The sequence below is a fragment of the Pseudomonadota bacterium genome, from assembly GCA_034660915.1.
In the GTDB taxonomy this organism is placed as follows: Bacteria; Desulfobacterota; Anaeroferrophillalia; order Anaeroferrophillales; family Anaeroferrophillaceae; genus DQWO01.
This window is the reverse complement of record JAYEKE010000083.1, coordinates 1-14,809: the sequence shown is the minus strand read 5'-3', so window position 1 is coordinate 14,809 and position 14,809 is coordinate 1. Positions and strand designations below refer to the sequence as shown.

Annotated in this window: 8 protein-coding genes; 6 read left to right on the top strand and 2 right to left on the bottom strand. The window is 46.5% G+C overall.

What is annotated here, in order from left to right; all coding sequences use genetic code 11:
• Position 1 precedes the first annotated feature (1 nt).
• From rny to U9P07_04970, 3 genes are read left to right on the top strand one after another with little or no spacing between them, the layout of a single operon-like run.
• On the top strand, positions 2–1,561 hold the full coding sequence (rny, locus tag U9P07_04980) for a ribonuclease Y (GenBank protein ID MEA2108756.1): 1,560 nt from the start codon (positions 2–4) through the stop codon (positions 1,559–1,561).
• Positions 1,561–2,346, top strand: a complete 786-nt coding sequence (locus U9P07_04975) for a TIGR00282 family metallophosphoesterase (protein ID MEA2108755.1) — start codon at positions 1,561–1,563, stop codon at positions 2,344–2,346. Before rny ends, U9P07_04975 begins: the two co-directional genes overlap by 1 nt.
• A 38-nt stretch (positions 2,347–2,384) precedes the next feature.
• Positions 2,385–2,717, top strand: coding sequence for a hypothetical protein (locus tag U9P07_04970; GenBank protein MEA2108754.1), 333 nt, complete (start codon positions 2,385–2,387; stop codon positions 2,715–2,717).
• On the opposite strand, the gene U9P07_04965 is transcribed toward U9P07_04970, so the two are convergent.
• Together U9P07_04965 and U9P07_04960 are read right to left on the bottom strand one after the other, a co-directional pair.
• Positions 2,707–3,966 (bottom strand): amidohydrolase family protein, encoded by a 1,260-nt coding sequence (locus tag U9P07_04965; GenBank protein MEA2108753.1) that lies wholly within the window; start codon positions 3,964–3,966, stop codon positions 2,707–2,709. The genes U9P07_04970 and U9P07_04965 overlap by 11 nt on opposite strands.
• Entirely contained in the window at positions 3,963–6,149 is a 2,187-nt protein-coding gene (locus U9P07_04960) for a dynamin family protein (GenBank protein MEA2108752.1), read from the bottom strand. Before U9P07_04960 ends, U9P07_04965 begins: the two co-directional genes overlap by 4 nt.
• A 443-nt stretch (positions 6,150–6,592) precedes the next feature.
• Between U9P07_04960 and dnaE the strand changes: the two genes are divergently transcribed.
• From dnaE to U9P07_04945, 3 genes are all read left to right on the top strand, one after another.
• Positions 6,593–10,075, top strand: coding sequence for a DNA polymerase III subunit alpha (dnaE, locus tag U9P07_04955; GenBank protein MEA2108751.1), 3,483 nt, complete (start codon positions 6,593–6,595; stop codon positions 10,073–10,075).
• A gap of 565 nt (positions 10,076–10,640) precedes the next feature.
• Complete coding sequence (locus tag U9P07_04950; GenBank protein MEA2108750.1) at positions 10,641–12,962, top strand: tetratricopeptide repeat protein; 2,322 nt, start codon at positions 10,641–10,643, stop codon at positions 12,960–12,962.
• A 288-nt stretch (positions 12,963–13,250) separates the two neighbouring features.
• The coding region (locus U9P07_04945; protein ID MEA2108749.1) for a phosphoenolpyruvate carboxykinase (ATP) at positions 13,251–14,809 on the top strand (1,559 nt) is incomplete at its 3' end.

The window sequence follows — 14,809 nt, the reverse complement described above, 5'->3', positions numbered from 1 at the left end:
TATGTACCTTAGTCTGATTGTTGCGGTTCTGATGGCCATGATTGCCGGCCTGGGAATCGGTTATGTTCTGCGTAAAAAAACAGCTGAACGAGAGCTGGAAAATTTAACTAATGAGGGTCAGAAAATTATTTCTGAATCATATAAAGAGGCTGAATTACTTAAAAAAGAGGCGATGGTTCAGGCCAAGGATATCATTTTCAAGGCCAAGAGCGAGTTTGAACAGGAAACCAGCGAACGTCGTAAAGAGATGCAGGCACTGGAAAAACGCCTGGTAGCCAGAGAAGATAGCCTGGAGCGGCGTTCTGATAACCTGGATAAAAAGGAAGATGAACATCAGCGCAGTGAGCAGAGCCTTGCGCAGCGGGAAAAGAATTCTATTGATAAGGAAAAGGAATATAACTCTTTAGTGATAGAGCAAAAGGAAAAACTGGAAAAAATTGCCGGGATGAGTTCTCAACAGGCAAAAGAAACATTGATGCAAATGATGGTTGAAGAAGCAAAACATGAATCAGCCAAACAGATAAAGCAGGTTGAGGACGAGGCCAAAGAGACGGCGGAAAAGAAAGCAACCAAAATTATCAGCCAGGCAATTCAGCGTTATGCCGGTGAATACGCTACCGAACGTACGGTATCTGTGGTGAACCTTCCCGGAGATGAAATGAAGGGAAGGATTATCGGGCGGGAGGGGCGTAATATCCGTTCCATTGAAGCCGCAACGGGAGTTGATTTAATTATCGATGATACTCCTGAGGCGGTTATTATTTCCTCATTTGATCCGGTTCGTCGGGAAATTGCCCGGATGAGTTTAAACCGGCTGATTTCTGATGGACGGATTCATCCGGCACATGTGGAAGAAGTGGTGGCTAAAGTTAAATTAGAAATTGAGCATACCATGAAAGAAGCCGGTGAAAAAGCGATATTTGATCTCGGACTTCATGGGATGCATCCGGAGTTGGTTCGCCTGATTGGCCGATTGAAATACCGGACCAGTTATACTCAAAATATTTATGAACATTCCGTTGAAGTTGCTTTTATCTGCGGCATGATGGCGGCGGAATTGAAATTGTCGGTGAAAGAGGCACGTCGGGCTGGATTATTGCACGATATCGGTAAAGCAGTTGATCATGAAGTTGAAGGTTCCCATGCAGTTATTGGTGCGGATCTGGCCCGGCGCTATGGTGAAAAACCGGAAATTGTTCATGCCATTGAAGCCCATCATGGAGACGTGGAACCAAATCAGGTTCTGGATGTGCTGATTCAGGCCGGAGATGCCCTCTCAGGTGCTCGTCCAGGCGCCCGCAGGGAAATGCTTGATGCCTACATCAAGCGACTTGAGGCCCTGGAAAACATTGGCAATGCTTTTAAGGGGGTTGATAAAACATTTGCCATCCAGGCAGGCCGTGAAATCAGGGTTATTGTAAACCACGAAAAAATAAGTGATGAAGATGCCCTGGTTCTTACCAGAGATATTGCTCAACAGATTGAAAAAGATCTGACCTATCCCGGGCAGATTAAGGTTACTGTGATTCGTGAAACCAGAGCTGTGGGTTATGCCAAATGATTCGCATTGCCATGATTGGTGATATTATCGGTCGTCCCGGGAGAAAGATTCTGCAGGAAAAGCTTCCGTGGCTTATTGATGAGCACCATTTGGATGCGGTTATCGCCAATGGCGAAAATGCGGCCGGTGGTTTTGGTATCACTCCTGAAATTGCGGAAGATATTTTTCAATGTGGTGTTGATGTCATTACTTCGGGTAATCACATCTGGGACCAGAAGAAAATTGAGCCATATATTGAGGACCAGCCACGACTCTTAAGGCCGGCAAATTATCCGGCTGGGAATAAAGGTCGGGGGGATGTAATTATTTCCTCAAAAAATGTGCCGGAAATTAAAATTGGGGTAATCAGTCTATCCGGCAGGATTTTCATGGGCCCGTTGGATTGTCCTTTCCAGACTGTTGTCCCCTTGATTGAAAAGATGCAGGCTGAAACCAGAGTGATCATCATCGATTTTCATGCTGAGGCGACATCGGAAAAGATGGCCATGGCCTGGTACCTTGATGGGCGTGTCAGCGCCCTGGCAGGCACCCATACCCATGTGCAAACAGCTGATGAGCGCTTGCTCCCCGGTGGAACTGCCTATATTACTGATTTGGGAATGACGGGGCCGATGGATTCGGTTATCGGGATGAAGGGAGATCGGGTAATCAGTAAATTTTTAACTGCCATGCCCAATCGTTTTGAGGTGGCCAGTGAAAACATCCAGCTTCATGGGGTGTTGATAGAGGTGGATGAAGAGCAGGGTCTAGCCCAGCGGATTGCGAGGATCAAACTCAAGTTCTGATGCCTTTCTGCCGATAGCAAGGCAGGAGGACATGATTTATGCTTAGAGCTGTAGATATGCAGCAAGTGCTGCTGCAAACAACCACAGTCAGTAAAATGCAGCAGCAGGGTGCCCATGGGGCTGAAGTTGAGCTGAGCAAACTTGTCCAGCAGCAATTGCTGAAAGAAGAAAAGCAGCAGCGCGATATTCAGGAAATTAATCAAGCCGAACATCCGGTTCTGGATAATAATCCCCATAAAAAAGATGATCAGTCATCTCGCCATCCTTCCCGGAAAAGGGAATCCGCACGTGTAAAATCCAATAACTCCCAAGCTGAAACAAGCCAACCCCACCGTCGTTCAGGTGGAGTGTTCATTGATGTTAAAGCCTGACTATTTCCCCCCCCACCATTACCAGCCTGATATCCCGGTTTTCGGTATTTTTTATCAGCTCCTCCAGATCAGGAAAACGCTGGGGTGACTTTATTTGCACCGCAATCAGATCGGCTTCATATCCTGCTTCAAGCCTCCCGGTACTGTTCTCAAGGCCTAATGCTGCGGCCCCATTAATTGTTGCCATTGTTAAAATGCTGATTGCCGGAATACTGGGAAAGGTCCTGGTTATAAATCGCATCTCATCCCAGAGGCTGAGACTGTTGACACTGGTAAGGCTGTCAGTTCCCAGCGCCGGAGACAGGTCATAATCAAGCATGGTCGGCAGGTCAGGCAAGGGGTTTCCCAGTGTCTGGTTGCTGCGCAGACAGATTATCGGTTTGATAGACAGCTGGGCAAACTGTTTGAGTTGGTCTTTGCGGGCGGTGCCCAGATGGACGGCACTGATTTTATGAATGATCTGTTTTTCCAGCAGGACATCAATGGAATCTTTACCATAAGCTGGAGGTGTAAAGATCTGCCAGTCTATATGTGGGTAGAGTTTTTCAGCTATGGGGCCTTGCCCATCACGGAAAAACCGGGTTTCTGCTACAGATTCGCCCAGATGGATGGTGACTGGCAGTTTTTGCTTTTCCGCTTCGATGATCAGTTGTTTCAATAATGGCAATGATACCGTATAGGGGCTATGGGGGGCAATGCCGGACTGAACCAGCGGGTTTTTCTCTGGTACAATGGATGCTTCGGCTGCCAGCAGTTCCAGTAGTTGAAGTTGTTTCCGGGGGTCCTGGCCGATGATTTCAAGAAATTTAACGGCTCGCAAGATACCCGGTGCTGTTTCTGGAGATAGAAATATTTCCGGGCTGCGAAGATCGCCAACACAGGTTGTGCCACTTTCCAGTAAAAGTTGCTGGCCGGTTGCTAATCCGGTTCTGAAGGTTTCCATTGGAGTCACCTTCTTCACGGCAATAACTGATATTATCCAGTCTATGAAGTCCACGGTTCCTGGAACCGGGCACAGGTCGGCAAACTCGGTCAGTTCTAGATGGCAATGGGCATTGACCAATCCGGGCATAAGCAGACAATTATCCTGGAAAATGCGGATGGTATCGTAGTCATTTTCAGTGGGGATTTCACTTTGCCGAGATACTTGGATAATCCGGTTATCCTCGATGCAAACGGCCCCGTTGGCAATCAGTTTCCCCGGATAAGGCATGACCCAGGGGGCAGTAATCAGATATCTGCTGCTCACGGATTTGTCGCCGTTATGGTGAAATTGTTCAGGCTTTCTATAAGTTGTTCAAGCTCATTTCCTTGATTGTCCAGGATTTCAAATAATTCTTCCTGTTGTTGTCCTTGAGCCTGCAGACCATTCTGTTGTTGGGACATCTCCAAGGTGCTGATGTGGATAAAGTCAGCCAGATAATCACTGATCAGGTGTTCATATTCCTCCAGGTAGGGTCGCAGAAAAAGGAATTTCAATTTTTCCTGGTAATCCAGGAGTCGGCCTTTAAGTTCATTTCGAGCTTGCTGCTGAAGTTGGTTGCTGATTGTATCTCCCCATGAGCGCCTTTTACGCAGTTGTTTCAACTTGTCGGATAATAATTTGCCGATCAGTGAAAATTTTGAGACGGCGGAAAATCGTTCTGCCAATGGATTGGCAAAACTGAATTTCGGCAGTTTGCTGTCCCAGTTTATGGGTGATGGAAGATTATGCCGTTCCTGGTTGTCCACTTCGCTTCCAGTTGCCTTCTCCAGGAGAAAAAATAACGAAGTACAACGGGAGGAGTAGGCAGATTGAATCTCCTTTTCGAGGATTTGCCAGAATTGATGGATGCTGATTTCCAGTTTTTCCTGTAGTTGAGGGTGAATGACCTGTTGGAAATGTCGTTCAAGTAATTTCAGTGGTAGCAGCGGGTTGCGGTTCTTCGCCGGCAATAAATCATCAGGCAGCTGGTAGTTATCGATAATATGATGGAGAAGCGGCCGGATTCCACCCTCTTGGGCTTGATTGAACCATGATTCTATTTTCTGGTAATATTCTCGCTCGCACTGACTGGTGATTGAATTCAGTGTAGTGCCAAGCTGTTTTTCTAACTGCTTTAAGTTTTCTTTATGCTCCTCATGATTATGTACCGAGCTGTCAATCTCCTCCTGGTTCAATGAGAGAGACTTTTTCCTGACAGTGACCAGGTAATGGGCCCGACCGGCAATATGCATTATTCGGCTGTTCAGATGCTGAAGCAATGACTCGTCTGCCTGCTTGCCTGTAAGTTCCAGTAACCTGGCGGTAAAGGATTCCCAGTTTGTGGCTGAAAGCTCGAGCTTTTCAGGTTCCTCCTGCCAGAGAAGCCAACGGTTTTCCTCACTTTTTTCTAAAGGGCTTTCCTTTCTCAGCCGGTCGTAGAGATGGTAGAGGGCGGAGAAAGCGTAGCATGGCTGGTTAAATCCCAGCTCTGCCAGTTCTTGACGACAGCGGTTGAGGATCTCATCCATCTTTTCTCTGGACGGATGTTCTGCCAGATCAAAGTTGAGCACGAAGAGCAGCTTTGACGCCAGCCCCAAATCGTGCAGGTGTTCGAGCAGGTGATAATCCGCCTGACGCAGACCCATGCGGCTGCTGATAACATAAATAAGGATCGGACTGGTTGCCAGTTGCTGAATGGCAAGTGCCTGTTGTCCGGGACTGGGAGTGTCCAGTCCCTGGCAATCCTGCATGACCACATATTCTGGCAGGATGGTGAAAGGGAAAAAAACGGTTGCTTGTTCGAGAAAGGTGGAGACTGGCTCGCTGGTAATAAACTGTCTGAACTGGTCCAGCTCTTCCTGGTTGAAAGATAGGTTCTTGTCGGGGACAGATTTCAAATCTGTCCCCCATGAATAATCAGCCAAATTGTCATAGCCTGCCAGAAGATTTTTCAGCAGTTGGTAGTCTCTGTCAAAACTGCCATAGCGGGTTAACGTAGTCTTCTGTGAAAAATCTTCTAATAACTGCTTAATCCGTTGACGGTCGTCAGGTTCGAAAAGGGAAACCTCGCTTTCTTCCAGATCACTGGCAAAAAGGAAGTGGCAGCTGTTTTGGAAAAGGTTGTCAGCCTGGTCCGGCGAAATAAGAGATATTTCACCATGCAAATCATTGCCATGGTGAATTGCCGTGACAAAAGTTGTGGTTATGCCGGCTCCCATGGGAAGAATCTTCTGTCCAAGCAAAGTGTTTAATAAAGTGCTTTTTCCGGATTTTACCGGACCAATGACCGTGACCGGCAGGGAGAACTGATCGGAAAACCGAAGCAGTTCATGGATAGTGCCCAGCCATTTTTCCAGTTTCGGTTGCTCTTCCGGAATGGTGATTCGCAGGCTGCGAACGATATTATTCATTGTTTCCAGGCGTGCATGCAAACTGGAAAGCCGCGCCGGGTTGGGTGTTGATGGCATTGAAATTTCTCCAGAGGTAGAGGGATGACAATCAGAATTTGTTTCTCTTTGTAAAATAAAATTGCTTAATTGTAAAGCTACTAGTTTTGATGGCTTCAGGTTTTTTTAACCTTAACTTTCTGACTTGCATTGCCAGGGATACATCATTAGGATGCTTGGGCTTGGCTCATAGCCTGTCTGCGTGCGGCACGCACAGGCAGGCCATGGACGGTCGGCGAGAATGAGCGAGAGCCATGCCGGAACATCCGGAGACATTGCTTTAGTGCATCCCACAGTCTAGCTGTTTTTAGAGCAACTCAGAAAAATTGACCTTTAACCTTTACTGCTTGGCTGTGTCCTTTTTTACTTGTGAAAGTTCTTCTTCCTATGATAGGTAATCAAGGCGATAAACTTGGTTGATGTTTCCAATTATATATTAAAATACTAAATAATTACAGTAGGTTATGAAACACTCATCTTTTGTTCATCTGCATCTCCATACCATGTACAGCCTTCTTGACGGGGCCATTCGCCTGGAACACCTGATGAAGCGGGCCAGCGAGTTTAAAATGCCGGCCGTGGCCATTACCGACCATGGGAATATGTTCGGCGCGGTTGACTTTTACCGGATGGCGGAAAAGTACGGTATCAAACCCATTATTGGTTGTGAAGTCTATGTGGCTCCCGGGAGCCGTCATGATAGGCGTGGTGGTAAAAATCCGGATATTGCCCATCATCTGGTGCTGCTGGCAAAAAATCAACAGGGGTATAAAAACCTCTGTAAATTGGTAACTCTGGGCTATTTTGAAGGGTTTTACTATCGGCCGCGTATTGATAAGGAATTACTCAGTCTTCATAATGAGGGCTTAATCGCCCTCAGTGCCTGTTTGAATGGGGTAGTGGCGGCATATCTTAATCGTGGTGAACAACAGCTGGCGGAAGAAGAAGTGCAATTCTATCAGCAGCTGTTTGATAATCGGCGGTTTTTTATTGAACTTCAGGATAATGGAATCGCGGATCAGTACAAGGTGAATGAGCAGTTGATTGCCTTGGCCCGCAAATTTGATCTTCCGCTGGTGGCCACAAATGACTGTCATTATCTGATGGCTGAAGATGCCCGGGCCCATGAAGTTTTGTTGTGTATCCAGACCGGTAAGCACATGGATGATCCGAGTCGTATGCAGTATGGCACTGATCAGCTGTATTTTAAATCGCCTGAAGAAATGGCTGCTGGTTTTGTTGATTATCCTGAAGCTATAGCCAACACCATTGAAATTGCCGAACGATGTAATTTCAAGTTTGAATTTGGAACTTATCATCCGCCTAATTATGCGCCGCCAGACGGCCAGAGTTTAAGCGCTCATCTGGAGGATAAAAGTCGAGAGGGTTTTGCTCAGCGTCTGGATAAAATCCAAAGGTTCTATGGTGATAAGTGGAATGATGAACTGTTGGTAAAGTATAAGGAGCGGTTGGAATCTGAGCTGGCAATGATCAATGAAATGGGTTTTGCCGGTTATTTTCTGATTGTTGCTGATTTTGTTAATTATGCCCGCCGGCGCGCTATTCCAGTGGGTCCGGGCCGGGGGTCCGCGGCGGGTTCCCTGGTAGCCTTTTCCTTGAAAATTACGGATATTGATCCGCTGCCATATGGCCTGCTGTTTGAACGTTTCCTTAATCCGGAACGAATTTCCATGCCGGATGTTGATATGGATTTCTGCATTCGTGGCCGTGAAGAAGTCATTCGTTATGTTACCGAAAAATATGGGAGTGACCGGGTAGCCCAGATCATTACCTTTGGCAAAATGCAGGCGAAGGGGGTGATCCGTGATGTGGGACGCGGATTAAATATGCCTTATGCCGAGGTAGACAAAATTGCCAAGCTGGTTCCCACGGTCCTGAATATTTCTCTGGAAGAAGCGTTGAAAAAGGAAAAACGGCTGGGGGCACTCCGGAAAGGCTCCGCGAGAGAACAGCAGCTGCTGAAAATATCGCTGGCTCTTGAAGGGCTTAACCGCCACGCCTCAATCCATGCCGCCGGGGTAGTGGTTGCCAATAATCCACTGGTTGATTACCTGCCGTTGTATTCCGGACAAAACAATGAAATTGTCACCCAGTATGACATGACGAATATTGAAAAACTGGGGTTGATAAAGTTCGACTTTCTGGGATTAAAGACCTTGACGGTTATTGACAATGCCGTGAGGTTGATTAAAGCTGATGGCGCTGATTCTTTCAATATTGATGATATTCCTCTTGATGATCCGAAGACTTATAAGTTGCTGGCGTCAGGGACCACAACCGGGGTGTTTCAGTTGGAAAGCAGCGGTATGCAGTCCCTGATGCGGCGGCTTAATCCAGGAACCTTCGAGGATATTATTGCCTTGGTTGCTCTCTATCGCCCCGGTCCTTTGAATAGTGGGATGATTGATGATTTTATTGATCGTAAACATGGCAGGCAGAAAATTGAATACCTGCTGCCCCAACTGGAACCGATCCTTAAGGATACCTATGGTGTCATCGTCTACCAGGAACAGGTGATGCAGATTTCCCAGTTGCTGGCCGGTTATACCCTTGGAGAAGCAGATATCCTTCGCCGGGCCATGGGAAAGAAAAAAGCTGAAGAAATGGACCAGCAGCGACAAAGATTTATGGATGGGGCAAAAGCCAATAAAATTAATGAGAAGAAAGCCGGGGAGATATTTGACCTGATGGCAAAATTTGCCGAATACGGTTTCAATAAATCCCATTCTGCCGCCTATGCCTATATCGCTTATCAGACTGCTTACCTGAAAGCCCATTATCCGGTTGAATTTATGGCCGCTCTGCTGATGGAGGATATGCAGAATTCTGATAAGGTTATAAAAAATATTAGCGAATGCAAGGAGATGCATATTGAGGTTCTTCCTCCGGATATCAATGAAAGCGGAACCTCTTTTTCGGTGGTGAAAGAAGGAATTCGTTTTGGTTTGGCGGCAATCAAAAATGTCGGCAGTAAAGCGGCTGAAGAAATTTTTCGGGAACGTGGTGATGGTGAAAGTTTCAGCTCCATTTTTGATTTCTGCCAGCGGGTTGATCTGCACAAAGTCAATAAAAGGGTGATCGAAGGCCTGATTAAGGCAGGAGCCTTTGATTCGACTGGAATCAGCCGGGCGAAAATTGCCGCGGTGATGGAAGATGCCATTGAAACCGGCCAGCGGGTTATGCGGGATAAACAGCAGGGTCAACTTTCCCTTTTTGATCTGGGAGGTGAGGATAATGACACTGATGCCGAGCAAATATATAGTTATCCTGATATTGAGGAGTGGGATGATAAATTAAAATTGGCGAACGAACGGGAAGCTCTGGGTTTTTATATTACCGGCCATCCTCTTCAACAGTGTATAGAGGAAATGAAACGTTGCGCCGTCGCCCAAATTGGCCGGCTTTCTGCTTTCCAGGATCAATCCCGGGTTCGTATTGGCGGTCTAGTAGCCGTTGTCAGGGAAAAGCGGACGGCGAAGGGCAAACTTATGGGGTTTATTACCCTGGAAGACCTTACGGGGACTGTTGACGTGACTTTATTTCCTGATGCCTTCCAGCTGGCTTCTCCCTACATTGACAGTCAGGAGCCGCTGATTATCGAAGGGCGGGTTGAAATTGATGATGAGAGAGGAAAGGCGAAGGTTGTGGCCACAGCAGTGATGAGTCTTAAGGAAGCTACTGCAAAAATGGTCAGTCGAGTTGTCTTTGCCTTGAATCATAATCTATTGACCGTCAGTAAATTAAATCTTTTCCAGGGCATTTTATCTCGCTGCCGGGGCGACTGCCCGGGATATGTAACTTTAAGGAAGGATGATTGTGAAATAGTGCTTTCTCTCTCAAACGACTACAGTGTTAAGCCCAGCAGTGAGCTGATGCAGGAAGTTGATGCCTTGTTTGGCTGCAGTGTGGTGGATTTTGAGGCTTGATCGTCTAGAGAAACCGGTAATCGAGTTTTTAAAATATTGCGTCAACTTTCTGAGTTGTGAAAAAACACCTGTCTGCCGACAGGCAGGGCTTGAAAAAATGTGCTTCAAGGATATTCCGGCATGGCTCTCGCTCATTCTTGCTGCACATCGTGTGCAGCTCCGAGGTGCCCGCCGCGAATCACCGTCGTGGTGATTCGTTCGGCGGTCAATGCCGCCTGCCTGTCGGCAGACAGGCTGTGAGCCAAGCCCGAATATCCTGATAATGTCTCCTGGCAACACAAGTCAGAAAGTTGAGATATTGCAATTATCCACTGATAATGTAACCTAAGCTGAGTATTAGCGGTTAGCCATTAGCATTTAGCTTTTAATAATCAGGGCTTTACGTTGATTAGTAACAAAACCCATCGGGTGAATATGTATAATATTAAATATCTTGTAATTATTGAGCTAATCGCTAAGTGCTAAAAGCTAATCGCTTAATTTAGGTGTAATAACCCGATAATCTTGACGGGCAGCAGCAAGATCAATTGGCTTGGATTCCTTTTTGTTAGGAAACCGACCACTGATGATTTTTATAGGAAGGAATAGACTGATGATGCACAACAGAAATAGATGGTGTATGGCTGGGCTGATTTTTTTAACGTTTCTTTTCTGCTTATCCATTTTGTCAGGGTGCAGTAAAAATCCTGAACAAAAAAAAGCAGATCATCTACAGCGGGCACTGGAGTATGTGAAAGCGGAAAAATATAAAGAGGCCCGAATTGAATACCTGAATGTGGTGCAAATTGACCCCAAAGATGCCAGGGTTCATTATCAACTGGGGGAAGTGTACCTTAAATTACAGCAGCCGAAACAGGCTGTGCGTGAATTTTATAATGCCGTAACCCTTGATCCTGAGATGGCTGAGGCTAATTTGAAACTTGCCGGATTTTACCTGCTGGCAGGGAAATACGATGAGTCCATGAAAAAGGTCCAGCTGGTACTGGCAAAAGAGGCGAATAATATTGAAGCGTTGATGATTCTTGGCCATTTACATGCCCGTAATCGTGCCCTGGAGGAAGCGGAGAAAGCATATCAGCAGGCGTTAAACCAGGGGCCGGATAGGGTGAATACGCATATTATTCTTGGCAATTTTTACGGACAACAAAAGAAGTTTGAGCTGGCATTCGTTCATTTGAAAAAAGCGGTATCCCTTGACACCGAAGGAATGAACGCTTCTTTAGCCCTGGCCCGCATGTATGTTATTGCCGGCAAGAAACTTGCAGCCCAGCAGTTGTATGAATCTCTGGTTGAGAAAAATCCTGGCAATAAAGGCCTGCGGATGGTTCTGGTTAATTTTTACATGTCCCAGTTACAGAATTTACAAAAGGCAGAAGCAACGTTGCAGGATATGGTTTCACAATCTCCTGAAAATGCTGATGCAATGCTGATGCTGGGTGATTTTTACCAGAAAGTGGGTAAAACTGATCAGGCTTTATCAGCCTTTAAACAGGCAGTTAAGGCTGATGCCAAGTCGGAACCGGCCAGACTCAAGCTGGCGGAGTTGTACCTGGATCAGAAACAGGCAGATCTGGCCGAACCGCTGGTGCAGGAAGTATTATCCAGTAATGAGAAAAACTATCATGCCAGATACCTGCGGGGACGGTTGCTGCTTGGTGAAAAGAAGATTCTTGATGCCACTGCTGATTTTCGTTATGTGGTTGAAAATCGGCCAAACTTTGCTCCTGTACATTATTATCTTGGTTTGGCCATGTCTGCTGACGGAAACTTGAATCAGGCAATAAGTGAACTGGAGAAAGCCAGAGAATTGGCTCCCGGTAACCTGAATACCAGTTATCAACTGGCGCGACTTGCCTATTTACAGCGGCAATTTGATGAGGCATTTAAGCTGATTAAAGAAGTTCTGGCTGCCCAGCCCAAAAACTACCGGGCCCTTGATCTGCAGGGGAAAATTCTGGTTGCCCAGCGTAATGGCTCCGGGGCTTTGAAAGTATACACTAAGATGATTGTTTTACAGCCTGACAACCCTAGTGGTTACGCTCAGCGGGGTTTATTGCTGCGACTGCAGAAAAAATATCCCCAGGCGCTGGCCGATTACCAGAAAGCCTTATCGCTCAATCCACAGCTCAAAGATGTTGCGGCTGAAATTGTTGCCGTTCATATGATCAATAAACAGCCGCATCAGGCATTAGCCTTCTGCCAGACGTTACTCGAACAGGATCCCAATGATGCGTTTGCTGACAATCTGATGGGGAGAATATATGTAAGCACTAATAAGTTGGAATTGGCGAAAAAATCTTTTGAAACCGCAATCGGAAAAAATTCCAATCTTCTTTCTTCCTATGTTTATTTAGGTGGTGTATACCAGCGACAGGGAAAACTTGCCGAAGCTGAGAAAAAATATGAGCAGGTTGTTGCCGTAAATCCCAAAGTTCTTTCTCCTTATATGCTGCTTGGAATTATCCGTGAACAGACAAAACATTATCAGGAGGCGATGAAAACCTATGAGGATGCTTTGCAGGTTAATTCTGAGTTTGTGCCGGCAATGAATAACCTGGCCTGGCTCTATGCGGAACATGGTGGTAATATTGATCAGGCTTTATCACTGGCTGAAGATGCTAAACGTCTGCGTCCTGATGATCCCCGGATAACTGATACCCTGGGATGGATTTATTATAAGAAGAATGTCTTTGGCCGGGCTTCTGTCTACCTGCGGGAAGCGGCTGAAAAACTGGGTGAAAATCCGGTGGTATACTATCATTTGGGAATGGCCTTGGCCAAAGGTGGTGACTCGGCAGCTGGAGCTCGCTCACTGGAACATGCACTTTCCTTGTCATCGACATTTGATGGTGCCGAGGAAGCCAGGAAAATGTTAAAAGAGATGTAACTATTCAGCTCCAAGACCGGGAGACAGATTAAATTTTTCTCTATGGTTTATTCAGTTGGATTTATAAACCTGATGATGGAAGCAAAAATTATATGTCCTCCAGATGAGAAAAATAAAATCTGTCCCCTGAAGGAAAAAGCCGGTTTATAGTGATATGCTGAATAGTTACAAAGAGATGTAACTTTAGCTGATATCCAAATTGTTTGAATACGGGGATAGAATTCAATTCTGTCCCCTTCGAAGAGGGCGAAGTATATTAACTTTTTGGGTGGAAAAGAGAGAGGTAAAATGGGTTTAGAACGTCAAGTGAAGAGCATGTTGAATGAGCATGCACAAGTGCAGTTAAATCCTTCGCGAAAAGCGCTGATCCAGGCAACAGTGGAAAATCGTGAAGTCATTGTTGCCGCTAACGGGGCCGTGGCAACTTGGACGCCACCTGAATCAACCGGACGAAGTCCCAAGGACACCGTTATTGTCAAAAGGGCGGTAAGTGAGGGGAATATTGACTGGGACTCTCCCAACAATATACCCATTGATGAGGAAACCTTTAACAGGCTTTTTGCCGATGCTCTGGCTACCCTTTCTCGGAAGGAGTGTTTGTATGTGACTGATCGGGTGATTGGTGCTGATGCCACTTATGCCTTGCCCACCAGAACCATATCCGATTTTTCCCTGGCGGCCCTTTTTACTGATAATATGTTCCGGGAAGTTCCGGAGAATATGGAACAGAGCATTTTTGCCGGGCGTGGTTTTACCCTGCTGGTGCTGCCCTATGACAAACTTGACCGTCAGCGCTATGATGGGCGGCTGAGGAAAATGCCTGGGGGGATGACCAGCAACATGGCGGTGGCCATGGATATGGATCGTTCCATGGGTATTGTTTATGGTTCAGCCTACTGTGGCAGTATTAAAAAACTGATGTTTACGGTGATGAATTATTATCTTCCGGCTGAAAATATTTTACCCCTCCATTGTTCGGCCAATGAAGGTCCTGATGGTGATATAGCCCTGTTGCTGGGTTTGTCCGGGACTGGTAAAACGACTCTTTCTGCCGACCATGAAAGAGCTTTACTTGGTGATGATGAGCACGGCTGGAGTGACAGGGGTATCGCCAACTTTGAAAATGGTTGTTATGCCAAGCTGATTAATTTAGATCCACAGAAGGAACCGGAGATATATGATGCCATCATGCATAAATCTCCCTATCTCGAGCATGGGTCAATTGTTGAAAACGCGATGATTTATCCCTCGGGACATTTTGATTTTGATGATGACCGGATTACCCCCAATTCCCGGGGTTCGTATCTGCTCTCCTGCCTGGAAAACATTAAAAAATCATCCGTTGGCACTCATCCATCAACAATTCTCTTTTTGACTGCCGATGCCAATGGTGTGCTTCCGCCTATATCCAGATTGACGCCGGCCCAGGCCATGACCTGGTTCCTGATGGGTTATACCAGTAAACTTGCCGGTACGGAAACCGGCATCGTGGAGCCGGTTACTACCTTTTCCCGCTTTTTTGGGGAACCGTTTATGCCCCGAAATCCGGATGTTTATGCCTCGATGCTGGGTGAGCGAATGAAAGCTCATGGTGCCGAAGTGTACCTGGTGAATACCGGTTGGAGTGGAGGACCTTATGGTGTCGGTCACCGGATGGATATTGATGTAACCAGAAGTCTGGTACGGGCAGCGTTGAATGGTGAGTTGAAAAAAGTGGACTATAATAACGATGAGCTGTTCCACATTCAGGTGCCGCGGAGTTGTCCCGGGGTGCCGGCCGAAATTTTGAATCCTCGGGATACCTGGTCTGATAAAGAGGCGTATGATCAGCGAGCCGGCAAACTGGC

Excerpts from the sequence above, each read along its gene's own strand:
- rny (MEA2108756.1), top strand. The coding sequence starts at position 2 with ATGTACCTTAGTCTGATTGTTGCGGTTCTGATGGCCATGATTGCCGGC.
- U9P07_04970 (MEA2108754.1), top strand. The coding sequence starts at position 2,385 with ATGCTTAGAGCTGTAGATATGCAGCAAGTGCTGCTGCAAACAACCACA.
- U9P07_04960 (MEA2108752.1), bottom strand. The coding sequence starts at position 6,149 with ATGCCATCAACACCCAACCCGGCGCGGCTTTCCAGTTTGCATGCACGC.
- dnaE (MEA2108751.1), top strand. The coding sequence starts at position 6,593 with ATGAAACACTCATCTTTTGTTCATCTGCATCTCCATACCATGTACAGC.
- U9P07_04950 (MEA2108750.1), top strand. The coding sequence starts at position 10,641 with ATGATTTTTATAGGAAGGAATAGACTGATGATGCACAACAGAAATAGA.